The organism is Niveispirillum sp. BGYR6, assembly GCF_027568365.1.
In the GTDB taxonomy this organism is placed as follows: Bacteria; Pseudomonadota; Alphaproteobacteria; order Azospirillales; family Azospirillaceae; genus Niveispirillum.
Genome location: NZ_JANLNL010000002.1, coordinates 674,292 through 698,324, shown reverse-complemented (window position 1 = coordinate 698,324; position 24,033 = coordinate 674,292). Strand labels below are relative to the sequence as shown.

Genomic DNA, 24,033 nt, shown 5'->3' with positions numbered 1-24,033 from the left:
CGTCGATCTGACAGATAGGGCCGCACCATGATCCCCCTTTCCGAAGCCCGCGCCCGTATCCTGGCCAATATCCAGCCGCTGCCGGCGGAACAGGTGCCCCTGACCCAGGGGCTGGGCCGGGTGCTGGCCGCCGATGTGGTGGCGCGGGTGACGCATCCGCCGACGGCCGTTTCGGCCATGGATGGCTGGGCCGTGCGCACGGCGGATATCGCCACGTTCCCGGTGACCTTGACCCGCATCGGGGAAGCGCCGGCGGGGCGGCCCTTTGCCGGTACGGTGGGGCCGGGGCAGGCAGTGCGGATTTTCACCGGCGGGGCGCTGCCCGATGGGGCCGATACGGTGGTGGTGCAGGAGGATGCGGACGATCACGGCGCCACCGTCACGTTAAGGGATGGTGGTGGGCCGGGCCGCTGGATACGCCCGGCGGGGCAGGATTTCAGCATCGGTGATGTGGGTGTGCCGGCCGGGCGGCGGTTGACCGTGCGCGATCTGGCGCTGGCGGCCTCCATGAATGTGCCCTGGCTGAAAGTGCGCCGCCGTCCCCGCGTCTCCATCCTCGCCACGGGGGATGAGGTGGTGATGCCCGGCGATACGCTGGCACCGGGACAGATTGTCAGCTCCAACTCCCTGGCGCTCTGTGCCCTGGTGCGCCAGCTGGGTGGGGAGGCGGTGGATCTGGGCATTGCCGGCGACAACCGTGACAGTCTGGCCGAACTGGCCGCCGCTGCCAGCGGCACCGACCTGCTGGTGACCATCGGCGGCGCTTCGGTCGGTGAACATGATCTTGTCCGTTCCGTGCTGGGCAGTGCGGGGCTGGAGCTGGATTTCTGGAAAATCGCCATGCGGCCCGGCAAGCCGCTGATGTTCGGCCGCATCAAGGGTGTGCCCATGCTGGGCCTGCCCGGCAACCCTGTCTCTGCCCTGGTCTGCGCCTGGCTGTTCCTGCGCCCGCTGCTACTGGCCATGCAGGGCCTGCCGACGGCGGATGAGACGCGCGAGGCTCTGATCGGCGGCAATCTCGGCACCAATGACAGCCGGGCGGATTTCATCCGCGCCAAACTTTCCCGTGATGCACAGGGGCGGGAGGTGGCGACCCCCTTCCCGAAACAGGATAGCGGCATGTTGAGCCGGCTGGCCTGGGCCGATTGTCTGATTCTGCGCGATCCCCACGCCCCGGCGGTGGCACCGGGGGACAGGGTGCGGATCATGCCGCTGGACGCTCTGTAATCACCGATCGTTTAACGCGAAATCCCGCTCCCCGCCGCATCCCGATGCCAACGTTTGCAAGAAATTGGAACCAAGACGGAACATCCGGTTGACGTTCCGGGATTGTTCTATATGATTGCGGGAGTTTGGCGGGAAACCGTTCAGGGCATCCGGAAAGCGGCGAGGGGTAACGATGCTGACGCGCAAGCAACAGGAATTGCTGATCTTCATCAATGAGAAGCTGAATGAAGGCGGCGTCTCCCCCTCGTTCGATGAAATGAAGGATGCGCTGGGGCTGAAGTCCAAATCCGGTATCCATCGTCTGATCACCGGGCTGGAGGAGCGGGGGTTCATCCGCCGCCTGCCGCATCGCGCCCGCGCGCTGGAGGTGCTGCGCCTGCCGGAACCGCCGGTCCCGCGCGCTGCCAAGGCCGCCGCCGCCCCGGTGGCGGCAGAGTCCAAGTTCAAGCCCAATGTCATCCGGGGGGATTTCCGCGGCGCGCTGCCCGGCCGCTCGGCCAATGGCAATGATGCGGAGGCGGTGTCGCTGCCGCTTTATGGCCGGATCGCCGCCGGCTTGCCGATTGAGGCGATGCGCGACAGTTCCGCCAGCATTGAGGTGCCGGCCACCCTGCTGGCCACCGGCGACCATTATGCGCTGGAAGTGGCCGGCGACAGTATGGTGGAGGCCGGGATTCTGGATGGGGATACGGTGATCATCCAGCGCTGCGACATGGCAGAGAATGGCACCATCGTGGTGGCCCTGGTGGATGAACAGGAAGTGACGCTGAAGCGGCTGCGCCGTAAGGGTAACTCCATTGCGCTGGAACCGGCCAACCCCTCCTATGAAACCCGCGTTTTTGGCGCAGATCGGGTGAATGTGCAGGGTCGGCTGGTCGGTTTGATCCGCCGTTATTGATGATCGGGCGGGGGTGACGGGGCTTTCTGCCGCAATCCCGTCACCATGCGGCCGTGCTTTGGCCGGGGGATCGGTTCAGGGTCAGCCTGAATTTTTCCCTTTGTCAGAAGCGTGTGATGATGCACCGCCCACTTTCCCGCTCCCTTCTCGCCCTGCGGCCTGGGCCGTTTTTGCTGGTGACGGCTCTGCTGGGGCTTGGTGCCTGCACCAGCCCCTGTGACCGGATCAACAGTCAGATGCGGCAGTTGAATGCCGATACGATCCGTGATCCCAACATCGCCGTGGATGGGCGCTATCTGGCGCAGTTCCAGGAATTGGCGGCGCAATCGGTGGAACATGGCTGTCTGGCCGGCGATCAATAAGCGCTGTCAGGTATCGCTCGCTCAGGCGTCAGACCGTTGGTCAAAGCCGATCAGGCCAGGATCGTCGGCCTCCGTCACCTGAACATTGATCACCTTGGCCGAGGGCGGGCCTTGCCAGCAGGCATCCAGCATGGCGTCGATGTCCGATCCCTGGCCGGCCAGCACGGCCTCCACGCTGCCATCGGTCCGGTTGCGCACCCAGCCATCCAACTGGCGCAACCGCGCCTGTTCCACGGTCCAGCCGCGATACCACACACCTTGCACCTTGCCCGTGATGCGCAGATGCACGGCCCTGCGTTCCTCGATCGTCATCTTGGTTTCTCTCGTCTCGCTTTGTTGCGCCAATCCAGCCGCACCCGGCCGCACTTGTCAATGCGCAGTGTCCGCGAAGAGGTGTCGCTCCCTGCTGGCGGGGCTGGTCAGATGGGCGAATCTGGGGCAGCATATGGTTCTGGTCTGGCTTGCCCGGAGGTCCGCCCATGGCCACAACGCCGCTGATCCGTCCCGCCCAGCCAGCCGATGCCGCTGGCATCGCGGCTGTGCATGTCGATAGCTGGCGGTCGACCTATGCCGGCATGTTGCCGGACGATTATCTGATCAGCCTGTCTGTCGATACCCATTCCCGCCGCTGGCGGGCGCTGCTCTCCTCCGGCGTGCGGGCGCGGCGCACCTATGTGGTGCAGGGGGAGGGGCAGGCGATTGTCGGTTTTGCCTCCTGCGGGCCGCAGCGCACCAGCCTTGCCGGCTATGGCGGGGAATTCTATGCCGTCTATCTGGCCGATCATGTGCATGGGCGCGGCTGGGGGCGGCGCCTGCTGGGGGCGATGGCGCAGGATCTGCTGGGGGCCGGGTTGCACACGGCCGTGGTCTGGGTGCTGCGCGACAATCCCAGTCGGTTCTTTTATGAACGGATGGGCGGGGTGCTGCTGGCCGAACAGCCGATCAGCTTTGCCGGCCAGCGCCTGTCAGAGGTGGCCTATGGCTGGACCGATCTGCTGCCTTTGGCCCGCATGGCGGCCGATCCGCATGTCGGTTCCTGACCCTGTCCGGCCGCCGCTCTGGTCAAGGCTCCCGTTTTGAAATTGCGTTCACCACCCGCACGGCGTTTTGTGATATGCAGTCGCCCGGGCGCTGGATCGCCTGAGATTGACGTGCGACGCGGAACCCGATGAACGAGCAACATGCGCTGAAGGAGAAGCTGGCGACGCTCCGTATGGAGCATCGTGACCTGGACGATATCATCCAGCGTCTGGCCGGTCAGGCTCCCCTGGATCAGTTGCAGATTCAGCGGCTGAAGAAGCGCAAGCTTTTGCTGAAGGATTTGATCGCCCGGCTGGAAAGCCAGCTGGTGCCGGATATCATCGCCTGATTTACCCGCTTTTCTGCCGGGCGGCGTTGCATGTCCGGCGGTTGTTTCGGGCCCGCTGCTGCCTATAATCCGCCGCTTCCAAGACCCGATCGGTGATTAGGGAGCCGGTACCTTGTCCAGCAACATCTCTTCCACCGATGCCAAGGTGCCTGTTGGCATCATCATGGGCAGCCAGTCTGACTGGGCCACGATGAAACATGCCGCCAATGTGCTGGCTGATCTTGGCGTGCCGTTTGAGGCGCGCATCATTTCCGCCCACCGCACGCCGCAGCGGCTTTATGATTATGCCACCGGCGCCAAGGGGCGCGGGGTGCAGGTGATCATCGCCGGTGCCGGCGGTGCCGCCCATCTGCCGGGCATGGCCGCATCCATGACCACGCTGCCGGTGCTGGGTGTGCCGGTGGAAAGTCACGCGCTGAAGGGGCAGGACAGCCTGCTGTCCATCGTGCAGATGCCCGGCGGCGTGCCGGTGGGCACGCTGGCCATCGGCAAGGCCGGGGCCATCAATGCCGGCCTGATGGCCGCATCCATCCTGGCCTTGTCCGACCCGGATCTGGATGCACGGCTGACGGCGTGGCGTGCGCGCCAGACCGATAGCGTTGCCGACATTCCGGTCGACGATCCCGTTTGATCCCGGCTTTCCTGAGGGCCCTCATATGACGATGATTCCCCCCGGCTCCGTCATCGGTATGCTCGGTGCCGGCCAGTTGGGCCGCATGACCGCGCTGGCCGCCGCCCGCTTGGGCTATAAGGTGCATGTCTTCGCGCCGGAGGGCATGGACAGTTCCTGCGGTCAGGTGGTGGCCAGCCACACCCAGGCCGGCTGGCATGACCGCCGCGCCCTGTCGCGCTTTGCTGATGACGTCGCCGTCGTCACCCTGGAATGGGAGAATGTGCCGACGGAGACGGTGGAATTCCTCTCCCGCCATGTTGCCGTGCATCCCGGTGCCGCCGTCCTGGCGGTGGCGCAGGAACGGCTGGCGGAAAAGAATTTCGCCAATGGTCTGGGCCTGGGCACCGCCCCTTTCCGCGCCGTGGACAGTGTCGCCGCCTTGAAACAGGCGGTGGCGGAGCTGGGGGTGCCGGCGATCCTGAAATCCAACCGTATGGGCTATGACGGCAAGGGTCAGGTGCGGATAGCCGCCGATACCGATCTGGCGGCCGCCTGGGCCGCGCTGGGCACCGATATGGCGGTGCTGGAAGGCTTTGTCGATTTCGCCTGTGAGGTCTCCGTCATCGTGGCGCGCGGCCATGATGGGCAGATGGCAGCCTATCCGGTGGTGGAAAACCGGCATAAGGATGGCATCCTGGATACCAGCACCGTGCCCGCCAATGTCAGCGATGATGTGGCGGCGGAGGCGACGCGGACGGCGCTGGCCCTGACAGAGGCGTTGGGTGTTATCGGCCTGCTGGCGGTGGAGATGTTTGTCACCCGCGACGGTCGGGTGCTGGTCAATGAAATGGCCCCGCGTCCGCATAATTCCGGTCATTGGACCATCGAGTTTGCGGAGACCAGCCAGTTTGAACAGCTCGTGCGGGCCGTCTGCGGCCTGCCGTTGGGCTCCACCCGGCTGCGCGCCCCCTGTGTCATGACCAATCTGATCGGCAGCGATGCCGATAACTGGCCCGCCCTGGTGGCCGAACCGGGGGCGCGGCTGCACCTTTATGGCAAGGGGGAGGCCAAGGCCGGCCGCAAAATGGGCCATGTGACCCGCCCCGCCTGATGCTCCACGGCCCGCCCCTCCCGGCGGGCCGTTTTCTCTTCAGCCTTGTTTTCCAAGGGCTTTTTCCTGAAAGCGCGGCCGGCCAGCCAGTTTAATGAACAGTGTGCGCTGCAACATGAATCGGCCCCCGTCTGTGATGGGGCGCACACATTGTTTCCCGGCAGAAAAATGGCAGCCTTGCTGGAAATTTCCGCTGTCATCGCAAGATTCTGCAAGTCGTCTGACAAATAACTTGTCATTCTTCCCCCAACTTCGAAAAAGTCAGGGGATTGATCCATGCGCAGGGGCAAGCTGCTTGCCGTGGCTATGGGCGTGGCGGGCGCATTGGCGCTGGCCGGCTGTGGAAAGAATGAGACGGGGCAGGGCACGGCACCCGCCGCCCCGCAGGTGGTGGTCAGCCAGCCGCTGCAAAAGAACATCCATGAATGGGATGAATATACTGGCCGCTTCACCGCCGTTGAGGGGGTGGAGATCCGGGCGCGGGTCAGCGGCTATCTCACCTCCGTCAATTTCCATGATGGCGACCTGGTGAACAAGGGCGACCTGCTGTTCATCATCGACCCGCGCCCCTATCAGGCGGCGCTGGATGGCGCCCAGGCGGCCGTGGCGCAGGCCAAATCCCAGGTGACGCTGGCGGACCGGGAATTGAACCGGGCGCGCGATCTGCGGCAGACCCAGGCCGTGTCGCAATCGGTGCTGGATACCCGGTCGCAGAGCCTGCAGGCGGCCCAGGCCGGCCTGCTGGCGGCGGAGGCGCAGCAGCGGGCCGCCGCGTTGAACCTGGAATTTACCCAGGTGCGTGCGCCTGTCACCGGCCGCGTCTCCAACCATCGGGTTTCGGTGGGCAATCTGGTCAGCGGCGGGTCGGCGGAATCGACCCTGCTGACCACCATCGTCTCGCTGGACCCGATCTATTTCTATTTTGATGCCGATCAGGCGTCATATCTGCGCTATCAGCGGCTGAACCAGTCGGGCCAGCGCCAATCCGGCCGGGTGGTGCAGCATCCGGTGGAATTGGCCCTGCCGGATGAGACGGGGTACAGCCATCAGGGCAAGCTGGATTTCATCGATAACAGCATTGATGACAGCACCGGCACCATCCGTGCCCGCGCCGTGTTCGACAATCCTGATGGCGTGCTGACACCGGGCCTGTTCGGCCGCTTGCGGCTGGCGGGGCGCAGTGAATATCAGGGGCTGCTGGTGCCTGACAGCGCCATCGGCACCGATCAGAACCGCCGCTATGTGATGGTGGTCGGGGCTGATAACAAGGTGGTGATGCGCCCGGTCACGCTGGGCCCCCTGATCGACGGCCTGCGCGTGGTCCGCGAAGGGCTGGCCGCCAATGAGCGCATCGTCACGGCCGGCCTGCTGCGCGTGCGCCCCGGTGCCACGGTGGCCCCGGTGGAAAAGCCATTGCAGGCCGGTGAGACGGGGGCCAAGCCATGAAGATCGGCCGTTTCTTCATCGACCGGCCGATCTTCGCCATGGTGATTTCCATCCTCATCCTGGCTGTCGGCAGCATCGCCTATCTTGGCCTGCCCGTCTCGCAATATCCCGAAGTGGTGCCGCCCACGGTGACGGTGCGGGCAACCTATCCCGGCGCCAATGCCGAGACGGTGGCCGCCACCGTCGCCGCCCCGATCGAGCAGGAGGTGAACGGGGTGGAGGGGATGCTCTACATGTCCTCCCAATCCACCTCCGACGGGCAGATGAACCTGACCGTCACCTTCAAGCTGGGCACCGATCTGGATCAGGCCCAGGTGCTGGTGCAGAACCGCGTGGCGGTGGCGGAACCGCGCCTGCCGGAAGAGGTGCGGCGCAACGGCATCGTCACCCGTAAGAACTCGCCCGACCTGATGCTGGTGATCCACCTGATCTCGCCGGACGACACCTATGACCAGCTCTATATCTCCAATTACGGCCTGCTGCGGGTGAAGGATGCGCTGAGCCGGGTGGCCGGTGTCGGCGATATCTCCATGTTCGGCGCGCGCGATTATTCCATGCGCCTTTGGCTGGACCCGCAGAAGATCGCCTCGCTGGGCATGACCGCACCTGAGGTGCTGGCGGCGGTGCAGGCGCAAAATGTGCAAGTGGCCGGCGGCCAACTGGGTGCCCCGCCGGTGGCCGTGCCGCGTGATTATCAGTATAATATCACCCTGCAGGGCCGGCTAACCCAGCCGCAGGAATTTGAGAATATCATCGTCAAATCCGGCACCGATGGCCGTATCGTCCGGCTGAAGGATGTGGCGCGGGTGGAGTTGGGCGCGCGCGATTACGTGCGCAACTCCTATCTGGATGGCAAGCCGGCCGTGGCGCTGGCCGTCTCCCAGCTTCCCGGCTCCAACGCGCTGGAAACGGCCGCCAATATCAAGAAGGAGATTGCGGAACTGAGCCGCGATTTCCCGCCCGGCCTGGAATATCGCATCGTCTATGACACCACCACCTTCATTGCCGAATCCGTGCATGAGCTGGTGAAGACCATTGGCGAGGCGGTGGCCCTGGTGGTGCTGGTGGTGCTGTTGTTCCTGCAGCGCTGGCGGGCCACCATCATTCCCGTGGTGGCCATTCCGGTCTCGCTGATCGGCACCTTTGCCGTGATGGCGGCGCTGGGCTTCACCATCAATAACCTGACCCTGTTCGGGCTGGTGCTGGCGGTGGGTATCGTCGTCGATGATGCCATCGTGGTGGTGGAGAATGTGGAGCGTAATCTGGGGCTGGGCCATTCCCCGCTGGAAGCGGCCCGCATCACCATGGATGAGGTGGGCGGCGCGCTCGTCTCCATCGCGCTGGTGCTGTCGGCCGTGTTCATCCCCACCGCCTTCATCGACGGTATCCAGGGCCAGTTCTATCGCCAGTTCGCGGTGACCATCGCCGTGGCGACGATCATTTCCGCCTTCAATTCCCTCACCCTTTCGCCGGCTTTGTGCGCCCTGCTGTTGAAATCCCACACGGCGGGCCATGCGGAGGCACGGGGCCGGCTGGCCTTGGTGTCCGGCCTGACCGACCGGTTCTTCAACGCCTTCAACCGGGGCTTTGACCGGATGGCGGACCGCTATGGCCGGCTGGTCGGTGGGGTGACGCGGGCGCCACTGGTGATGGTGGGGCTCTATGTGCTGCTGATCGCGGGGGCGGGTTTCCTGTTCACCCGCGTGCCGCCGGGCTTCATTCCGCAGCAGGACCAGGGCTATGTCATCGTCGTGGTGCAGTTGCCGGAAGGGGCATCGCTGGCCAGTACCGACAAGGTGGTGCAGGAGGCATCGCGCATCGCGCGGGAGACGCCGGGCGTGGGTCATACGGTGCAGTTCTCCGGCTTCTCCGGGGCGACCCGGACCATTGCCGCCAATGCCGGTGCCATCTTCACGCCGCTGCTGCCGTTCGAGGAACGGTTGCCGCAGGGGCTGACCGCCAATGTGGTGATCCAGAACCTGCAAAAGCGGCTGATGGCGGTGCCGGAAGCGCGGCTGGTGGTGGTGCCGCCGCCGCCGGTGCGCGGCCTGGGCACGGCTGGCGGCTTCACCCTGCGTATCCTGGACATGGCCAATGCCGGGCCGGCGGCGCTGGAAGATGCCACCTGGGCGGTGGCCATGGCCGGCAACAAGGTGCAGGGCCTGTCCAGCGTTTTCTCCCCCTTCAGCGCCAAGGCACCGCAGCTTTACCTGGATGTCGACCGGGTGAAGGCGCAGATGCTGAATGTGCCGATGAATGCGGTGTTCCAGACCCTGTCGGTCTATCTGGGCTCCTCTTACGTGAATGATACCAACCTGTTTGGCCGCACCTTCCAGGTGGTGGCGCAGGCGGATTGGCAGCATCGCCTGGACCCGGAACAGATCAGCCGGTTGCAGACCCGCAACAGCAAGGGCGATATGGTGCAACTGGGCTCCTTCATCGATGCCCGGTTTGTTACCGGGCCTGACCGGGTGCTGCGCTATAACCTGTTCCCGGCGGCGGAGCTGCAGGGCAATACGTTGCCGGGCTTCAGCTCCGGTTCGGCCATCCAGGCGATGGACCAGGTGGCGGTGGAAAACCTGCCGCCCGGCTTTACCGCCACCTGGACCGACCTGTCCTATCAGGAGAAGATGGCGGGCAATTCTGCGCTCTATATCTTCCCGCTCTGCGTCTTCTTCGTCTTCCTGGTGCTGGCGGCGCAGTATGAAAGCTGGTCCTTGCCCTTCACCATCCTGCTGATCGTGCCGATGTGCCTGCTGTCGGCGGTGGCGGGGCTGATGATGCGGGGGATGGATAATAACATCCTGTCGCAGATCGGCTTCGTGGTGCTGGTGGGCTTGGCCTCGAAGAACGCCATCCTGATCGTGGAGTTCGCCCGTCAGTTGGAGGCGGAGGGCAAGGATCGCTATGACGCGGTGATTGAGGCCTGCCGCCTGCGTCTGCGGCCGATCCTGATGACGTCCTTTGCCTTCATCCTGGGCGTGCTGCCCTTGATGATCGCCACCGGGGCAGGGGCGGAGATGCGGCAGAGCCTGGGCACCACCGTGTTCTTCGGGATGCTGGGTGTCACCTTCTTCGGCCTGCTGTTCACCCCGGTCTTCTATGTGCTGATCCGCCGGCTGGTGATGGGCCGGTCGGCGCGGGAGGTGGCGGCGGGGTAACCCGCTGCCCCTTGGGGCTGGGTATAAAAAAGGCGGCAGTCCGGGTGGGCTGCCGCCTTTTTTGCTTTCATCGGATGATCACGCGTAGAAATGCGCCGCCTGACGATAGGCTGTGCAGGCCAGTTGGTGGCCGGCGCGATCTGGCGGGCGATGCCGCTGGGCGCGTTGGGGTGGCAGGGGCTCGATCATGGCGGCGGGCTCGTCTTCCCACCATTCCGCGTCAAGGATGGGGCCCCCCTCCAGCCTGTCTTCCGGCAGGAGGCGGGTCGGTCGGGCCGGACGGGGCCGGCCGATGGGCAGGTGATATGTCATGCCCCCATCAACGCATGGTTCCGCCCGCTGATCCCGTGACGAAACGAGGGCAGCCGCTTTGTCCCCATTTCGTCACAGCCCCGAAACAAAACACCCGCCCTGGCAGGGGCGGGTGCTCTCGGTTCAGCGGTTGATCCGCTGTTCTGGGGCGGTGGGATTGCCAGGGCAACCCCGCCGACATCAGCCGCAAGCTCATTCCTTGCGGCGGGTCAGGCTTTCCATCTGGCTCTGCAGCTCATCCAGCCGCTTTTGCAGTTCGGAAAATTTATCATCAGCCTTCGGCTTGGGCGTGTCGCCCGAGGCGGCCATCGGCGTGCCGCTGGCATCCATCGCACCACCTTCGCCGTTGAAGGGGCTGAACATGCGCATCGCCCGTTCGAACAGGGCGATGTTCTGCTTGCTCATCTCCTCAAAACCGCCAAACGGGAAAATGCTGCCGAAGGTGGTCTGGAAATATTCCCGCATCTTGTCCTGATTGCCCGTGAAGGACTTCATGGAATGTTCAAGATAGCGGGGTACCAGCCATTGCATATTGTCGCCATAGAAGCTGATCAACTGGCGCAGGAATGGAATGGGCAGCAGATTCTGGCCCTTCGATTCCTCTTCCACGATGATCTGCGTCAGCACCGAGCGGGTGATATCATCCCCCGTCTTGGCGTCATAGACGACGAAATCCGTTCCGTCCTTGACCATCTGGCACAGATGATCAAGCGTGACATAGCTGCTGGTGGCGGTGTTGTACAGCCGGCGGTTGGCGTACTTCTTGATCGTCACCGGCGCGGGCTTAGCCTCTTCTTTGTCAGCCATTTGCCGTCGCACCCTCCCGTTCGAACACCGATTTGTTATCACTAGGAGTACGTCATTGCGCGGTCGCAGCGCAAGCGTTCCGCAACGCCACAACGATCCAGGCGAAACAATTGTTTCAGATCAGGCGGCGAAGCGCGTTATTGTATGTTTCCCGCCCATGCTGCGGATAAGGAGAGGAGGCATCAATGCGTGAGGCCGAACCGCCATCGCTGGACGATCTGGCCCGGCGATACCTGGACCTGTGGCAGGAGCAATGGGCGGCGCTGTGCAGCGACCCCACCATGGCGGACAGCGTGGCGCGCACCATGCAGGCGGTCAGCCAGTCGGCCCTGATGCTGAACCCGTTCCTGTCCATGCCGCCTGGTTTCGGTGGCGGCAAGGGCGAACGCAATCCTTGGGCGGATATGATGGCCGGCCTGTGGCCGAACGGCACGGCGGAGACGAAAGCAGAGGCCAGCAAGGGGGGAACGGGTGCGCGACAGCCGGGAAATGGGGAGCGGGCCCCTGCGGCAGGGGCCGCGCCCGCTGGGCCTGCATCTGGGGATGGGGCTGACGATCTTGCTGAGCTCGGCGGCCGGATTGCCGCTCTTGAACAACAGCTCGCCGCCCTGGCATCCCAGCCTGCGCCTACAGGCGGCGGAACTGATGGCGCTGATCGCCCGGCTGCGCGAAAGAAGCCAGGCCCCCGGCGCAGCCCCCGGGCCAAACCCACCGCCTGACCCGCTGGCCCTGCTGCCGGCGGCGGTCGACCGGGAGATGCGGCGGCGAATCGACCGCTTCATGACCGGGCTGGAACGCTATCGCCGCCATCCCTATCAGCGCGATGTGGCGGATGCCCCCACCATCTGGCGGGAAGGGGCGACAAGGCTGCTGGATTTCGGCGGGCAGGGAAGGCCGGTGCTGTTCGTGCCCTCCCTGGTCAATCGCGGCTATATTCTGGACCTGTCGCACCGGAAAAGCCTGCTGCGCTGGCTGGCCGGGCAGGGGTTGCGCCCCTTCCTGCTGGAATGGGGTCAGCCGGGGGCGCTGGAGCGGCCCTTTACCCTGACCGATATCATCGCCGGCCGGCTGGGCCGGGCGCTGGACCATGTGGTGGCCCAGGTGGGCGGGCCGGTGGTGCTGGCCGGCTATTGCATGGGCGGGCTGCTGGCCCTGGCGGCGGCTTTGCGCCGGCCCGATCAGGTGTCGGCCTATGTGGCACTCGCCACGCCGTGGGATTTCCATGCCGATGATGCGGCGGGTGCGCGCCGGGTGGCGACCCTGTTGCCGCCCTTTGAACCGACGCTGCACTTGCTGGGGGAATTGCCGGTCGATGCCGTGCAGCTTTTCTTTGCCACGCTGGACCCGCTGCTGGCCCTGAAGAAATTCAGCCGCTTTGCCGAGATGGATCTGGCCAGCGATGCGGCCGATGATTTCGTGGCGCTGGAGGATTGGCTGAATGACGGCGTCACCCTGCCGGCCGCCATCGCGCGGGAATGTCTGGGTGACTGGTATGGCAGCAACACGCCGGGGCGGGGTGAATGGCAGGTGGCCGGCGCGCCAGTGCGGCCAGAGGCATGGCACAAGCCGGCGCTGGTGGTGGTGCCGGCGCGTGACCGCATCGTGCCGCCGGCCGCTGCCGATGCGCTGGCCCGGTCGATCCCCGGTGCCACCGCCTGGCATCCGCCACTGGGCCATATCGGCATGGTGGTCAGCGGCGGGGCCAAGGAAAAGCTCTGGCAGCCGCTGCGGGACTGGCTGCTGGCGGCGGGCTAGAGCCCTTGCGGCTGGTACGGCCCCGGCCGCTGTGGTAGGACCGCGCTTGCTGTGCACTATTCGCCAACCCGGCCCCCGCAAGCCGGAGCTTTTTGAAGGAAGTGGGAGATGACGAAGCTAGTCCTGATCCGCCATGGCCAGAGCGTTTGGAACCAGTTGGACCTGTTCACCGGCTGGACCGATGTGGACCTGTCGCCGCAGGGCGTGGAAGAGGCCCGTCAGGCCGGCGAAAAGCTGAAGGCGTCCGGCTTCGATTTTGATTGCTGCCACACCTCGGTGCTGACGCGCGCCATCAAGACCAGCAACCTGGCCCTGGAGGCCATGGACCGTCTGTGGCTGCCGCAGCACAAGAACTGGCGCCTGAATGAGCGTCATTATGGCGGCCTGCAGGGCCTGAACAAGACGGAGACGGCCGCCAAGCATGGCGCCGATCAGGTCAAGATCTGGCGCCGTTCCTATGACATCGCCCCGCCGGCCCTGGAGGAAGGCGATGAGCGTCTGCCCGATGGCGATGCGCGCTATGCCGGGATGCCGAAGAACCATCTGCCGCGCACCGAAAGCCTGAAGGATTGCGTGGCCCGCGTGGTGCCCTATTGGGTCCATGTCGTGGCGCCGCAGGTGAAGGCCGGCCAGCGCGTGCTGATCGCCGCGCACGGCAACTCCCTGCGCGGTCTGGTGAAATATCTGTCTGACATGAGCGATGAGGACATCGTTCAGTTCGAAATCCCCACCGGCAAGCCCATCGTTTATGAGCTGGATGCCGATCTGAAGGCGCTGGACCGCTACTTCCTGGATTGATCAGGTAAATTAAGAAAAGGCCGGGCGTTGGACCCGGCCTTTTTTATGGTCTATCAACGCTTTGCTTACCCTTCCAGCTCTTCCCGCAGGGCTTCCAGTTCCAGCCAGCGTTCCTCGGCGGCGGCCAGTTCGACCTGGGCCGTGCCGATATCATCGGTTGTCTTGGCGAAACCCTTGGCATCCTTGCTGTAAAAGGCGGGATCGGCCAGCTTGGTTTCCAGCTGCCTGATCTTCTTTTCCAGCGCGTCGATCCGGCCCGGCAATTCCTCCAGCTCCCGGTTCTCCTTGAAGGAGAGCTTTTTCTTGGCCTTCGGCGCTGTGGCCTGGGCGGGGGCGCTGGGCTTGGCGGCGGTTTTGGCCGCTTCCGGCTCCCGCTCCTTGCGCTGTATCAGGTAATCGCTGTAACCGCCGGCATATTCGGCCACATCGCCATCGCCTTCCACGGCAATGGTGCTGGTGACCAGCCGGTCCAGGAAGTCACGGTCGTGGCTGACCAGCAGCAGGGTGCCTTCATAATCGGCCAGCACCTCTTCCAGCAGGTCCAGCGTGTCCATGTCCAGATCGTTGGTCGGCTCGTCCAGCACCATCAGGTTGCTGGGCTGGGCAAACAGCTTGGCCAGCAGCAGCCGGTTGCGCTCCCCACCCGACATCACGCGCACCGGCTGGTCCATCATGGAGGGATCGAACAGGAAGTCCTTCATATAGCTGGCAATATGGCGCGGCTTGCCGCCGACCCAGATATTGTCCCCGCCTTCGGGCAGCAGCACCTGTTTCAGCGTGGCGTTGGGGTCCAGCTGGGCGCGGCGCTGGTCGAAAATGATGGTCTGCAGGTTGGTGCCCAGCTTCACATTGCCGCTGTCGGGTGCCAGTTCGCCGGTCAGCATTTTCAGGATGGTGGATTTGCCGGCGCCGTTGGGGCCGATCAGCCCCACCTTGTCCCCGCGCAGAATGCGGGTGGAGAAATCGCGGCAGATCACCCGTTCGCCCGCCTGGCCGTGGAAGGATTTGCAGATGCTCTCCGCCTCGATCACCAGCTTGCCGGAAACATCACCCTCCGCAATGCCCAGATTGACCTGACGGGATTTAATGCGGTCGGCGCGTTCCTGGCGCATCCCCTGCAACCGGCGCACACGGCCCATATTGCGGGTGCGGCGGCCGGAAATGCCGCCTTCCCACATCCATTTCAGTTCCGCCTGAATCTTGCGGTCCAGCTTGTGATATGTGGCCTCCTCCTCCCGATAGATCTCATCGCGCCAGGTTTCAAACTGGGAGAAGGATTGCTCGGTGGTGCGCAACACGCCGCGATCCAGCCACAGGATGCGCTTGGACAGGTTGGCCAGGAAGGCCCGGTCGTGGGAGATCAGCAGCAAAGCACCACGGAACTGCTGCAATTCCTTTTCCAGCCAAAGGATGGTGGGAATGTCCAGATGGTTGGTCGGCTCATCCAGCAGCAGCACATCCGGCTGATCGACCAGCGCGCGGGCGAGTGCGGCGCGGCGCGATTCCCCGCCCGACAGGGTGGCGCAGGCCCGATCACCCGGCAGGTCCAGCGCTTCCAGCACCGCTTCCACGCGATAGAGGGCCGGTTCCTCCTGCCCGCCGGCCACGAACTCGGCCACCGTGGTAAAGCCGCTGAAATCTGGTTCCTGCGCCAGATGGGCCACCCGTGCGCCGGGCTGGATGAAGCGTTCGCCCTTGTCGACATCGATGATGCCGGCCAGCGCCTTCATCAGGGTGGATTTGCCGCTGCCATTCCGGCCGACCAGACAGATCTTCTCCCCCCGCGAGACGGCGACGTCGATATTCTCGAACAGCACGGTGGCGCCCATATGGACAGACGCGCCGGCAAGGCCGACAAGGGCGGGGTTATTGGGGGCCATGGGGACAAGACTTCCTGGAACGGGTTTCTGGCCCCGTTCTACTGGCAATGCCAGGGGCAGGGAAGGGGATTAAACCCTTTCCCGCGCCGCCTTCTCGATCCGGTCATAGGCGGCATTGATGGCGGCCATCTTTTCCTGGGCCAGATCGATGAATTCCTGCGGCATCCCGTCGGTCACCAGCCGGTCCGGGTGGTTTTCCCGCGCCAGGCGGCGATAGGCTGCCTTCACCGTGGGGAAATCTGCCCCCGCCGGCACGCCCAGCACGGCATAGGGATCATCCAGCGGGTCGCCATAGCCGGCGGCGGTACCGCCATGGATGCGGCGGATTTGCTCAAACTCCGCCGGCGGGAAGCCGAAAATCTCCGACACCCGGCGCAGGAAGGTCAGTTCGGCCTCATGCACCACGCCATCGGCCACGGCGATATGGAACAGGCCGCCCAGCAATTCCTCCAGCACCGCGCGCCGATCCTTGAACATGCCGGCCAACTGCCGTGCATAGGGTTCAAAGCCGGCGCTATCGCGCTTGGCAATGTCGAACAGCCGGCCGACATTGCGCAATTCCGCCTCCGGTACCTTGAAGACCTCGCGGAAAGCGTTGATCTCCATCCGGCAGACCACGCCATCGGCCTTGGCCATCTTGGCCCCCAGCACGATGACGCCGACGGTAAAGGCGATGCTTTGCGTCTGGTCGGGTTTGCCATCCGGTCCATCGGGCAGCTCCACGCTGCGCAATTCGTCCACGGCATGGCCCGCCACGGCGCCGATCAAGCCACCCAGCGGCCCGCCGATGGCGAACCCCGCCGCACCGCCAATGACCTTGCCCCAGATGCTCATGATCGTTCTGCCTTTGGATTGTCCGTTACAGGATAACGCGCGATACGCCGGACGCAATGCAGGAACGGCATAGCTGGGGGAGGCTTGGCCTTATTGCATCATCGCGTCACAGGTTTATATTGCAGCGCACAAGAACAGGTGCCGCCTTGCTTGGGCAGGTACCGGTAGGGATGGTTGCGTCAGCATATGGGGCGTTCGGGTTTTAACCTTTTGCCTTTCATGACGTTGGATGTTCCTGCCATGACCGTTTTCCGCACCCTTCTGCCGGCTGAGGCCGGGCGTTACGCCGACCACCTGCTGCGCCTGCCGCGCGGGGATCGCCGGGCCCGATTCATGGGCGGCATGTCGGATGATGCGGTGCGTGCCTATGTGGATGGCATCGATTGGGCCCATGCCACCATCCTGGTTGCCTTGATCGGTGGTGAAGTCCGCGCCGCTGTGGAGCTGCGCCGCGACCCGTCGCGTGGCGAACGGGCTGAACTGGCCATCACTATTGAACCCGACTGGCAGGGCCAGGGCGTTGGCAGCACCATGGTGCGCCGGGCCATGGTGCTGGCCCGCAATCGCGGCATGGGCCGGATGATGCTGTTCTGCCTGGGCGATAATCACCGGATGCTGCGAATCGCCGGCCGGCTGGATGCCCGCGTCACGTTTGATTGCGGCGAAGTGGTGTGTGACTTTGACCTGCCGCCCGCCGATGCCTTCTCCCTGACCCTGGAAGCCATGGATCGCGGCAGCACGGCGCTGACCATGATGCTGGACCCCGGCGGGCTGCCGCGCGCGGCGTAATGAAAAGCGCGTGACTGTATAGAATAAAAAAGGGCGGGCTCACTTGGGACCGCCCTTTTCCTTATTCATCCAGATCGTCCAAAGGATCACTTGCCGACTCCGCCGCGTCCTGCTCCGCCCGCTTCATGAAATCCAGGGCACCTTGCAGGATGTAGGCGGCGGCCATCTTGTCCACGACCTCATCCCGTCTTTTGCGGGTCATGTCCCATTCGATCATCATGCGTTCCACCGCGCTGGTGGACAGCCGTTCGTCCCAGAAGGCGATTTCCGGTTCGCCCTGGGCGAACATTTGCGGGCGCATCAGAATCTGGCGGGCGAATTCCCGCACGGACTGACAGCGCGGCCCCTCCGTCCCGTCCATATTGACCGGCAGGCCGATGATCAGCCCACGCACGTCGCGGTCCTTCATGGCGCGGGCCAGTTCCTGCACATCCTGGGTGAATTTTGTGCGGCGGATGGTGCCGATGGGCGATGCGACGCTGAAGCCCGGATCGCAGACGGACAGACCAATGGTCTTCTCCCCGATATCCAGCCCCATCAGCCGTGCGTGACGGGGCATTGCGGGTTTCAGTTCCTCAAGGTTGCGGATTGCCATGACGTGGTGCTAGCTTCCAAACCGCTTTCGCGCCCGCATCATCGGTTTCCTGATGGGGGCGGCCGGGGCAAGACGCCCGCAGCTATGACGAGATTTAGCACCATGTCGCAGGACAAGGCCACCCTGGACGCCAAGACCGTGGCAAAGATCGCCCACCTCGCCCGCATCAAGGTGCCGGAAGAGGAACAGGCGCATCTGGCGGATGAACTGAACAAACTGCTCGGCTGGGTCGAGCAGTTGGGCGAGGTTGACACCAACGGTGTCGAGCCGATGACCTCCGTTGCCGCCCAAACCCTGCGCCGCCGGCCCGATCAGGTGACCGATGGGGGCTATCCCGACGCCGTGGTGCTGAACGCCACCGACGCCGCCGAACATTTCTTCTCCGTGCCCAAGGTCGTCGAATAATGACCAATCTGACCCATCTTTCCATGTCGGAAGCCCTGGACGGGCTGAAGAAGAAGGAATTCACCGCGGTCGAACTGACCGAGGCCTATGTGAAGGCAGTGGAAGCGGCCCGCCCGCTGAACGCCTTCATCACGGAGACGCCGGAGATCGCGCTCGACCAGGCCAAGGCATCCGACGCGCGCTATGCCGCCGGCACCAATGGCCCGATGGACGGGATGCCGCTGGGCATCAAGGATCTGTTCTGCACCAAGGGTGTGCTGACCACGGCGGCCAGCCACATTCTGGACGGTTTCAAGCCGGCCTATGAAAGCAGCATCACCGCCAACCTGTTCCGCGATGGTGCGGTGATGCTGGGCAAGCTGAACCTGGACGAATTCGCCATGGGTTCGGCCAATATCACCAGCTATTACGGCCCGGTGCTGAACCCCTGGACCGGGAAAGACCCGGCCGCAGCGGAACGCAAGCTGGTCCCCGGTGGCTCGTCCGGCGGGTCGGCGGCCTCCGTGTCCGGCCGTTTCGCCATTGCTGCCACCGGCACGGATACCGGCGGTTCCATCCGCCAGCCGGCCAGCTTCACCGGCATTGTCGGGTTGAAGCCGACCTATGGCCGCTGCTCCCGCTGGGGCACCATCGCCTTTGCCAGCTCGCTGGATCAGGCCGGCCCGATGACCCGCACGGTGCGCGATGCCGCCATCATGCTGCAGAGCATGGCCGGATTCGACCCCAAGGACAGCACGTCCGTCGATATGCCGGTGCCTGATTTCCAGGCAGCGCTGACCGGCGACATCCGTGGCCTGCGCGTCGGTATCCCCAAGGAATACCGGGTGGAGGGGATGCCGGCGGAGATTGAGCGCGTCTGGCAGCAGGGCATTGACTGGCTGAAGGCAGCCGGTGCCGTGCCGGTGGAAATCAGCCTGCCGCACACCAAGTACGCGCTGGCCACCTACTATGTGGTGGCCCCGGCGGAATGCTCCTCCAACCTCGCCCGGTATGACGGCGTGCGCTTCGGCCTGCGCGTTGAGGGCAAGGATCTGAAGGAGATGTATGAGAATACGCGCGGCGAGGGCTTCGGTAAGGAAGTGCGCCGCCGTATCATGATCGGCACCTATGTGCTGTCGGCCGGCTATTACGACGCCTATTATCTGAAGGCGCAGAAGGTCCGCGCCCGCATTGCCGAGGATTTTGCCAAGGCATACGAGCAGTGCGATGTGATCCTGACGCCGACCGCTCCCAGCACGGCCTTTGCCATCGGCGAAAAGCAGGATGACCCGATTTCCATGTACTTGAACGACGTGTTCACGGTACCGGCCAGCCTGGCCGGTCTGCCGGGCATGTCGGTGCCGGCGGGCTTGGCCGCAGACGGGTTGCCGCTGGGTCTGCAGATCCTGGGCCGTCCGTTTGATGAGGTGACGCTGCTGCGCGTGGCGGGCGTGATGGAACAGGCCGCCGGCGCGCAGCCGCTGCCGCCCTTCTGCCGCTGATTTGATCAGCCTGTTTTTTGGTCAGTTGTGAAAAGGGCGGTGCCAGTGGCACCGCCCTTTTTGTTGCGCGCAGAGCCAAGCACGGCGTCATACATCAACGTGTGTTGGGTCTAGAACCGCGCCCTGCCAGTGTCGGGGGCCTGTTCTTGCCAGATACAGCGATGTTCGGACTTTGTTTCATTTAAGACAGCTTAATTACAAGGCAGCAGGCTATTTCCTGCTGTTTCATGCGGCATATGCGAAATTATCTATCGTCCGGTCTTTTGGTTAATGTCAAATATTGTCAACGGGTTAACAATTTGCCCGTAACAGGCACGGTTTTTGCTCTTTAGAAAAACACGCTGTTGCGGTGCACATAAGAGGCGGCTCATGGATAACAGCCTTATCGATCTGACGAGGAACGTGCTGGATGTGGCGAGCCAGAAGGTCTCCGCCATCGAAGATATCAACCGTACCACCAAGATGCTGGCCTTCAACGCGCTGATCGAGGCCGGTCGGGCCGGGGATGCCGGGCGTGGCTTTGCCGTGGTGGCGAATGAGGTGAATTCCATCTCCCGCCAGGTCAGTGTCGTGGCCAGCGAGCTGCGGAGCGAAATCGGCCAGCTGGTGGACCGTATGGCCACCGTGGGCGAAGACCTGATGGTCCGCTTCCGGGGCCAGCGTCTGGCCGATCTGGCGCTGAACATGATCGAAATCATCGATCGTAATCTCTATGAACGCTCCTGCGACGTGCGCTGGTGGGCCACTGACAAGGCGGTGGTGGATTGCATCGCCGTGCCGACGCCCGACGCGACGGCTTTCGCCAGTTCCCGCCTGGGGGTGATTCTGGACAGCTACACGGTCTATCTGGATCTGTGGGTGGCCGATCGCAGCGGCCGGGTGATCGCCACTGGCCGGCCGCGCCGCTTCCCCCATGCTGTCGGCACCAATGTTGCCAACGAGCCCTGGTTCCGGCAGGCGCTGGCCACCAAGGACGGCGCGGATTTTGCCGTTGTCGATGTCACCACCAACCCGGCCCTGGATGGCCGCACGGTGGCAACCTATTCCACCGCCGTGCGCCGTGACGGCGCGGTGGATGGCGATGTCATCGGCGCCATGGGTATTTTCTTCGACTGGGAACCGCAGGCCCGCGCGGTGACCACCGGCGTGCGGCTGGACCGCAGTGAGGAGGCCCATACGCGCTGCCTGCTGGTGGATGCCGCTGGCCGGGTCATCGCTTCATCCGATGGCCGCGGGCAGTTGACAGAAACGTTCCCGCTGGAAACCGGTGGCAAACCGATGGGCCACTATGTCGACAAATATGGCCGTCTGGTCGGCTTTGCCCTGACACCGGGCTATGAGACCTATCGTGGGCTCGGCTGGTACGGGGTGATCGTCCAGTCCGGGGAAAAGAGCCACTGATTGGAAAGGTGGCCCTGAACAAAAAGGGGCGGCAAGCCATATCGGCCTGCCGCCCCTTTCTTTAACCGTTACCGGCCGTCCGATCAGTCGAACAGGCTGGAGACCGAGCGTTCATTGCTGATGCGCTCGATGGCGTCGGCCATCAGATTGGCAATCGAGAGCTGACGGATATTCGGCGCATTGCGCACGGCTTCCGTCGCCACGATGCTGTCGGTGGTCACCAGCTCATCCAGCGGGGACTTGGCAACGCGGTCAACCGCACCGCCAGACAGAACGCCATGGGTGACATAGGCGCGCACGGAGGTGGCGCCACGGGCCTTCAGCGCCACGGCGGCATTGCACAGCGTGCCGGCGCTGTCGACGATATCGTCGATCAGGATGCAGTCGCGGCCGTTCACATCACCGATGACATTCATCACTTCCGAGACGCCAGCACGTTCGCGGCGCTTGTCGATGATGGCCAGATCGGCATTCAGCCGGCTGGCAATGGCGCGGGCGCGCACCACACCACCCACGTCGGGGGAGACAACCATCAGGTTGCCATCCTTGATCCGGTCCTGGATGTCCTTGGTGAACACGCCACCAGCCACCAGATTATCAAGCGGAATGTCGAAGAAGCCCTGGATCTGGCCAGCATGGAGGTCCAGCGTCAGCACGCGGTTGGCACCGGCCGTCGTCACCAGATTGGCCACCAGCTTGGCGGAAATCGGCGTGCGGGGGCCGGTCTTGCGGTCCTGACGGGCATAGCCGTAATAGGGCAGCACCGCCGTGATACGGCGGGCGGAGCCACGGCGCAGCGCGTCGATCGTGACCAGCAATTCCATCAGATGGTCGTTCGCCGGGGCCGAGGTCGACTGGATCACGAAAACATCCTCACCGCGGACATTCTCGTTGATCTCAACGAAGATCTCGTTATCGGCAAAGCGCCGGATGGTGGCCTTGGTCAGCGGAACCTCAAGGCACTGGGAAATGGCTTCAGCCAAGGGCTGATTGCTGTTACCGGCGATCAGCTTCATGTCGTGCTGCCCGTCATTGGGTGAAAGGGGAGGGGTGAGCGGCGCCCCTGCGGAACAGTGTCGCCAAACCTTCACGAAGGCGGGCGCACCATAACCCCAGCCCCACCAAACTGTAAATCGCGGCACCCTTGCGCGTTACAACGGTGTGGCAGACCGTCAAAACATGGATGAAGTTTATATCATTTGATCTGCAGTACTTCCCGCCGCAGCCGACGGGCCTTGCGGCGGCGGGCCCAGCGCCAGTCCAGCCGGTGGAAGAAGGACTGGAACGGGTAGCGCGGCCGCTCCGGATCCAGCAATTCCTGTTCGACCAGGAAGGTTTCTGCTGCGGTCACCTCCTGGCACAGGATGGGAACCAGTGTCTTGCCGCCGGCGCGCCGCAGGGTCTCGATGGCAGCGATCATGCCGCCCTTCTCGGCAATCGTTCGCGTGGCCAGCGGGACGGAGATGCCCAGATGTTCGGCGATCAGCCCGTCGCGCATGTCGCGCAGCCGGCTGCGCCCCTCCTGATCCGCCGGCCCGTCGCCCAGGGCGACGGCCAGATCGCATTCCGTATCCACCCCCATGGAGCGGTTATTCATGTTGGAGGAGCCGATGCGCAGCACCTTGTCATCCACGATCAGCAGCTTGGCGTGGACATAAATGCGCACGCCCTTGGGCGTCACCGGCGCATAACAGGCGAATCGCTCCCCCTCCGGGTCGGCAGCGCAGAGCGCGCCCAGGATATGGTCGCGCGCGCGGCCCATGGCGGCTTCCTCCAGCCAGCCATTGGCGATGGTGGGGTTGATGATGACAATCTCCGGCCCGTCCGGCTGCTCCAGCCGTTCCAGCAGGGCCTGACCGATGCGGCGGCAGGCGACATATTGCGCCTCAATATAGATGTAGTGTCGGGCCGCATGGATGGCCTCCAGCCAAAGCCGTTCCACCTCATGCGCCTCTTCCTGTCCGTTGAAGGCCGGCTGGGTGCGGGCGATGCCGACCAGGGGCCGGCGCAACAAGGGCAGCAGGCCGGGGGGCCAGGGGTCCGGGTCATCGGCTGTGGCTGGCGGCGGTGCCGGCAGCCGTTCACCAGTGGCGTGAAACCAGCGCTGGCGGGCCAGATCGCCCAGCGCGCGGGCGGCGGCACCATCCACGGCGGCACTCATGTCATGATAAGGCGCGTAATGTTTGGGGCCGGGGCCCCGGCGGCGCGGATCATCATCCAGATGGCCGCGCGTGTCCCAGCGCTCCGCCGTCACATCAATGCCGCCGCAAAAGGCGATGCGGTCATCAATGACAACGATTTTCTGGTGATGGCAGGCGCCCAGCGGATGGTCAGACGCCACCCGGTAATGCAGCCGCCGGTCGCTCATCAGGTTCAAGACCCAGAGCGGTGTCATGCCCCGCATCAGACCCCAGAGACCACTGAACCGCCATTTCAGCACATGGACCTGCAGACCCGGTTTGCGCCGGATCAGCCAGGCCAGGAAACGGCCCAGCTTATCCGGGGCCTTGGCGGGGCTTGGCCGGTCCTGGTCGGGTTCCAGCCGGATTCGGGTATCGAAATCCCAGGCGATCAGCAGCACCTGATGGCGCGCGCCCAGCAATGCCTGTTTCAGGCTGCGGAAATAATCCTGCGCGTCGATCATCACGCCCAGCCGGTCGGCCCGTTCCAGCCGCCAACAGGTCTCGCCAGGGCGCAGCAACCCTGCCGGCCCGCCGGACGTGGGGGAGACGTCCGACGGGCCGGCACTGCTCAGGTCACGGGCCGCATCTGTCATGGTCTCGCGCATG

The 24,033-nt window shown here is 64.3% G+C and carries 24 protein-coding genes; 16 read left to right on the top strand and 8 right to left on the bottom strand.

Annotated elements, in window-relative coordinates; all coding sequences use genetic code 11:
- Positions 1–27: 27 nt before the first annotated feature.
- The 3 genes from glp to PCJ49_RS07145 all read left to right on the top strand — a co-directional run bounded on the left by glp (position 28) and on the right by PCJ49_RS07145 (position 2,487).
- Entirely contained in the window at positions 28–1,227 is a 1,200-nt protein-coding gene (glp, locus tag PCJ49_RS07155) for a gephyrin-like molybdotransferase Glp (RefSeq protein WP_269910336.1), read from the top strand.
- 172 nt (positions 1,228–1,399) lie between these two features.
- Positions 1,400–2,125 carry a transcriptional repressor LexA gene (gene lexA, locus PCJ49_RS07150; protein ID WP_269910335.1) on the top strand — a complete coding sequence of 242 codons (726 nt, stop codon included), beginning with the start codon at positions 1,400–1,402 and terminating at the stop codon, positions 2,123–2,125.
- Positions 2,126–2,241: 116 nt separating this feature from the next.
- Complete coding sequence (locus PCJ49_RS07145) at positions 2,242–2,487, top strand: hypothetical protein (protein WP_269910334.1); 246 nt, start codon at positions 2,242–2,244, stop codon at positions 2,485–2,487.
- A 21-nt stretch (positions 2,488–2,508) separates the two neighbouring features.
- On the opposite strand, the gene PCJ49_RS07140 is transcribed toward PCJ49_RS07145, so the two are convergent.
- Positions 2,509–2,799 carry an acylphosphatase gene (locus tag PCJ49_RS07140; protein WP_269910333.1) on the bottom strand — a complete coding sequence of 97 codons (291 nt, stop codon included), beginning with the start codon at positions 2,797–2,799 and terminating at the stop codon, positions 2,509–2,511.
- Positions 2,800–2,966: 167 nt separating this feature from the next.
- Between PCJ49_RS07140 and PCJ49_RS07135 the strand changes: the two genes are divergently transcribed.
- The 6 genes from PCJ49_RS07135 (at position 2,967) to PCJ49_RS07110 (ending at position 10,187) form a co-directional block, all read left to right on the top strand.
- A complete protein-coding gene (locus PCJ49_RS07135; protein WP_269910332.1) occupies positions 2,967–3,527 on the top strand; it encodes a GNAT family N-acetyltransferase in 561 nt (186 codons plus the stop codon).
- 128 nt (positions 3,528–3,655) lie between these two features.
- Entirely contained in the window at positions 3,656–3,856 is a 201-nt protein-coding gene (locus tag PCJ49_RS07130; protein WP_089287350.1) for a DUF465 domain-containing protein, read from the top strand.
- A 163-nt stretch (positions 3,857–4,019) separates the two neighbouring features.
- The gene (gene purE, locus PCJ49_RS07125) at positions 4,020–4,487 is read left to right on the top strand and encodes a 5-(carboxyamino)imidazole ribonucleotide mutase (RefSeq protein ID WP_269910509.1); all 468 of its coding nucleotides are present in this window, start codon (positions 4,020–4,022) and stop codon (positions 4,485–4,487) included.
- A 25-nt stretch (positions 4,488–4,512) separates the two neighbouring features.
- Positions 4,513–5,580 carry a 5-(carboxyamino)imidazole ribonucleotide synthase gene (locus tag PCJ49_RS07120; RefSeq protein WP_269910331.1) on the top strand — a complete coding sequence of 356 codons (1,068 nt, stop codon included), beginning with the start codon at positions 4,513–4,515 and terminating at the stop codon, positions 5,578–5,580.
- A gap of 276 nt (positions 5,581–5,856) precedes the next feature.
- Positions 5,857–7,026, top strand: coding sequence for an efflux RND transporter periplasmic adaptor subunit (locus PCJ49_RS07115; RefSeq protein ID WP_269910330.1), 1,170 nt, complete (start codon positions 5,857–5,859; stop codon positions 7,024–7,026).
- A complete protein-coding gene (locus PCJ49_RS07110) occupies positions 7,023–10,187 on the top strand; it encodes a multidrug efflux RND transporter permease subunit (protein ID WP_269910329.1) in 3,165 nt (1,054 codons plus the stop codon). Before PCJ49_RS07115 ends, PCJ49_RS07110 begins: the two co-directional genes overlap by 4 nt.
- A gap of 78 nt (positions 10,188–10,265) precedes the next feature.
- On the opposite strand, the gene PCJ49_RS07105 is transcribed toward PCJ49_RS07110, so the two are convergent.
- Positions 10,266–10,499, bottom strand: a complete 234-nt coding sequence (locus PCJ49_RS07105) for a hypothetical protein (RefSeq protein ID WP_269910328.1) — start codon at positions 10,497–10,499, stop codon at positions 10,266–10,268.
- A gap of 192 nt (positions 10,500–10,691) precedes the next feature.
- On the bottom strand, positions 10,692–11,306 hold the full coding sequence (gene phaR, locus PCJ49_RS07100; protein WP_089287346.1) for a polyhydroxyalkanoate synthesis repressor PhaR: 615 nt from the start codon (positions 11,304–11,306) through the stop codon (positions 10,692–10,694).
- A 185-nt stretch (positions 11,307–11,491) separates the two neighbouring features.
- On the opposite strand from phaR, the gene PCJ49_RS07095 reads away from it, so the two are divergent.
- The 3 genes from PCJ49_RS07095 (at position 11,492) to gpmA (ending at position 13,859) form a co-directional block, all read left to right on the top strand.
- On the top strand, positions 11,492–12,025 hold the full coding sequence (locus PCJ49_RS07095) for a hypothetical protein (protein WP_269910327.1): 534 nt from the start codon (positions 11,492–11,494) through the stop codon (positions 12,023–12,025).
- Positions 11,952–13,061: an alpha/beta fold hydrolase gene (locus PCJ49_RS07090; protein ID WP_269910326.1), complete on the top strand. Its 1,110-nt coding sequence runs from the start codon at positions 11,952–11,954 to the stop codon at positions 13,059–13,061. Before PCJ49_RS07095 ends, PCJ49_RS07090 begins: the two co-directional genes overlap by 74 nt.
- Before the next feature lie 108 nt (positions 13,062–13,169).
- Positions 13,170–13,859, top strand: a complete 690-nt coding sequence (gpmA, locus tag PCJ49_RS07085) for a 2,3-diphosphoglycerate-dependent phosphoglycerate mutase (RefSeq protein WP_269910325.1) — start codon at positions 13,170–13,172, stop codon at positions 13,857–13,859.
- A gap of 65 nt (positions 13,860–13,924) precedes the next feature.
- On the opposite strand, the gene PCJ49_RS07080 is transcribed toward gpmA, so the two are convergent.
- Positions 13,925–15,739, bottom strand: coding sequence for an ATP-binding cassette domain-containing protein (locus PCJ49_RS07080; protein ID WP_269910324.1), 1,815 nt, complete (start codon positions 15,737–15,739; stop codon positions 13,925–13,927).
- A gap of 69 nt (positions 15,740–15,808) precedes the next feature.
- Positions 15,809–16,573, bottom strand: a complete 765-nt coding sequence (locus tag PCJ49_RS07075; RefSeq protein ID WP_269910323.1) for a TerB family tellurite resistance protein — start codon at positions 16,571–16,573, stop codon at positions 15,809–15,811.
- A 240-nt stretch (positions 16,574–16,813) separates the two neighbouring features.
- Here PCJ49_RS07075 and PCJ49_RS07070 point away from each other — a divergent pair, with 240 nt between their 5' ends.
- A complete protein-coding gene (locus tag PCJ49_RS07070; RefSeq protein WP_173012609.1) occupies positions 16,814–17,362 on the top strand; it encodes a GNAT family N-acetyltransferase in 549 nt (182 codons plus the stop codon).
- Positions 17,363–17,423: 61 nt separating this feature from the next.
- On the opposite strand, the gene ruvX is transcribed toward PCJ49_RS07070, so the two are convergent.
- A complete protein-coding gene (ruvX, locus tag PCJ49_RS07065) occupies positions 17,424–17,957 on the bottom strand; it encodes a Holliday junction resolvase RuvX (RefSeq protein WP_269910322.1) in 534 nt (177 codons plus the stop codon).
- 102 nt (positions 17,958–18,059) lie between these two features.
- Between ruvX and gatC the strand changes: the two genes are divergently transcribed.
- The 3 genes from gatC (at position 18,060) to PCJ49_RS07050 (ending at position 21,244) form a co-directional block, all read left to right on the top strand.
- Complete coding sequence (gene gatC / locus PCJ49_RS07060) at positions 18,060–18,362, top strand: Asp-tRNA(Asn)/Glu-tRNA(Gln) amidotransferase subunit GatC (protein ID WP_269910321.1); 303 nt, start codon at positions 18,060–18,062, stop codon at positions 18,360–18,362.
- A complete protein-coding gene (gene gatA, locus PCJ49_RS07055; protein ID WP_269910320.1) occupies positions 18,362–19,843 on the top strand; it encodes an Asp-tRNA(Asn)/Glu-tRNA(Gln) amidotransferase subunit GatA in 1,482 nt (493 codons plus the stop codon). Before gatC ends, gatA begins: the two co-directional genes overlap by 1 nt.
- A 369-nt stretch (positions 19,844–20,212) precedes the next feature.
- Positions 20,213–21,244, top strand: coding sequence for a methyl-accepting chemotaxis protein (locus PCJ49_RS07050; protein ID WP_269910319.1), 1,032 nt, complete (start codon positions 20,213–20,215; stop codon positions 21,242–21,244).
- Between the two features lie 83 nt (positions 21,245–21,327).
- Here PCJ49_RS07050 and PCJ49_RS07045 read toward each other — a convergent pair whose 3' ends face one another.
- Entirely contained in the window at positions 21,328–22,260 is a 933-nt protein-coding gene (locus PCJ49_RS07045; protein WP_089287335.1) for a ribose-phosphate pyrophosphokinase, read from the bottom strand.
- A gap of 179 nt (positions 22,261–22,439) precedes the next feature.
- Entirely contained in the window at positions 22,440–24,032 is a 1,593-nt protein-coding gene (locus PCJ49_RS07040; RefSeq protein WP_269910318.1) for a phospholipase D-like domain-containing protein, read from the bottom strand.
- Position 24,033 lies beyond the last annotated feature (1 nt).

What these genes read in the sequence shown, in the direction of transcription:
- gpmA (WP_269910325.1), top strand. Translation starts at nt 13,170, where the DNA reads ATGACGAAGCTAGTCCTGATCCGCCATGGCCAGAGCGTTTGGAACCAG.
- phaR (WP_089287346.1), bottom strand. Translation starts at nt 11,306, where the DNA reads ATGGCTGACAAAGAAGAGGCTAAGCCCGCGCCGGTGACGATCAAGAAG.
- PCJ49_RS07110 (WP_269910329.1), top strand. Translation starts at nt 7,023, where the DNA reads ATGAAGATCGGCCGTTTCTTCATCGACCGGCCGATCTTCGCCATGGTG.
- PCJ49_RS07130 (WP_089287350.1), top strand. Translation starts at nt 3,656, where the DNA reads ATGAACGAGCAACATGCGCTGAAGGAGAAGCTGGCGACGCTCCGTATG.
- glp (WP_269910336.1), top strand. Translation starts at nt 28, where the DNA reads ATGATCCCCCTTTCCGAAGCCCGCGCCCGTATCCTGGCCAATATCCAG.
- ruvX (WP_269910322.1), bottom strand. Translation starts at nt 17,957, where the DNA reads ATGGCAATCCGCAACCTTGAGGAACTGAAACCCGCAATGCCCCGTCAC.
- gatC (WP_269910321.1), top strand. Translation starts at nt 18,060, where the DNA reads ATGTCGCAGGACAAGGCCACCCTGGACGCCAAGACCGTGGCAAAGATC.
- PCJ49_RS07080 (WP_269910324.1), bottom strand. Translation starts at nt 15,739, where the DNA reads ATGGCCCCCAATAACCCCGCCCTTGTCGGCCTTGCCGGCGCGTCTGTC.
- lexA (WP_269910335.1), top strand. Translation starts at nt 1,400, where the DNA reads ATGCTGACGCGCAAGCAACAGGAATTGCTGATCTTCATCAATGAGAAG.
- PCJ49_RS07040 (WP_269910318.1), bottom strand. Translation starts at nt 24,032, where the DNA reads ATGCGCGAGACCATGACAGATGCGGCCCGTGACCTGAGCAGTGCCGGC.
- PCJ49_RS07145 (WP_269910334.1), top strand. Translation starts at nt 2,242, where the DNA reads ATGATGCACCGCCCACTTTCCCGCTCCCTTCTCGCCCTGCGGCCTGGG.
- PCJ49_RS07140 (WP_269910333.1), bottom strand. Translation starts at nt 2,799, where the DNA reads ATGACGATCGAGGAACGCAGGGCCGTGCATCTGCGCATCACGGGCAAG.
- PCJ49_RS07095 (WP_269910327.1), top strand. Translation starts at nt 11,492, where the DNA reads ATGCGTGAGGCCGAACCGCCATCGCTGGACGATCTGGCCCGGCGATAC.
- PCJ49_RS07050 (WP_269910319.1), top strand. Translation starts at nt 20,213, where the DNA reads ATGGATAACAGCCTTATCGATCTGACGAGGAACGTGCTGGATGTGGCG.
- PCJ49_RS07120 (WP_269910331.1), top strand. Translation starts at nt 4,513, where the DNA reads ATGACGATGATTCCCCCCGGCTCCGTCATCGGTATGCTCGGTGCCGGC.
- PCJ49_RS07115 (WP_269910330.1), top strand. Translation starts at nt 5,857, where the DNA reads ATGCGCAGGGGCAAGCTGCTTGCCGTGGCTATGGGCGTGGCGGGCGCA.
- PCJ49_RS07045 (WP_089287335.1), bottom strand. Translation starts at nt 22,260, where the DNA reads ATGAAGCTGATCGCCGGTAACAGCAATCAGCCCTTGGCTGAAGCCATT.
- PCJ49_RS07105 (WP_269910328.1), bottom strand. Translation starts at nt 10,499, where the DNA reads ATGACATATCACCTGCCCATCGGCCGGCCCCGTCCGGCCCGACCGACC.
- PCJ49_RS07090 (WP_269910326.1), top strand. Translation starts at nt 11,952, where the DNA reads ATGGCGCTGATCGCCCGGCTGCGCGAAAGAAGCCAGGCCCCCGGCGCA.
- PCJ49_RS07075 (WP_269910323.1), bottom strand. Translation starts at nt 16,573, where the DNA reads ATGAGCATCTGGGGCAAGGTCATTGGCGGTGCGGCGGGGTTCGCCATC.
- PCJ49_RS07070 (WP_173012609.1), top strand. Translation starts at nt 16,814, where the DNA reads ATGACCGTTTTCCGCACCCTTCTGCCGGCTGAGGCCGGGCGTTACGCC.
- purE (WP_269910509.1), top strand. Translation starts at nt 4,020, where the DNA reads ATGGGCAGCCAGTCTGACTGGGCCACGATGAAACATGCCGCCAATGTG.
- gatA (WP_269910320.1), top strand. Translation starts at nt 18,362, where the DNA reads ATGACCAATCTGACCCATCTTTCCATGTCGGAAGCCCTGGACGGGCTG.
- PCJ49_RS07135 (WP_269910332.1), top strand. Translation starts at nt 2,967, where the DNA reads ATGGCCACAACGCCGCTGATCCGTCCCGCCCAGCCAGCCGATGCCGCT.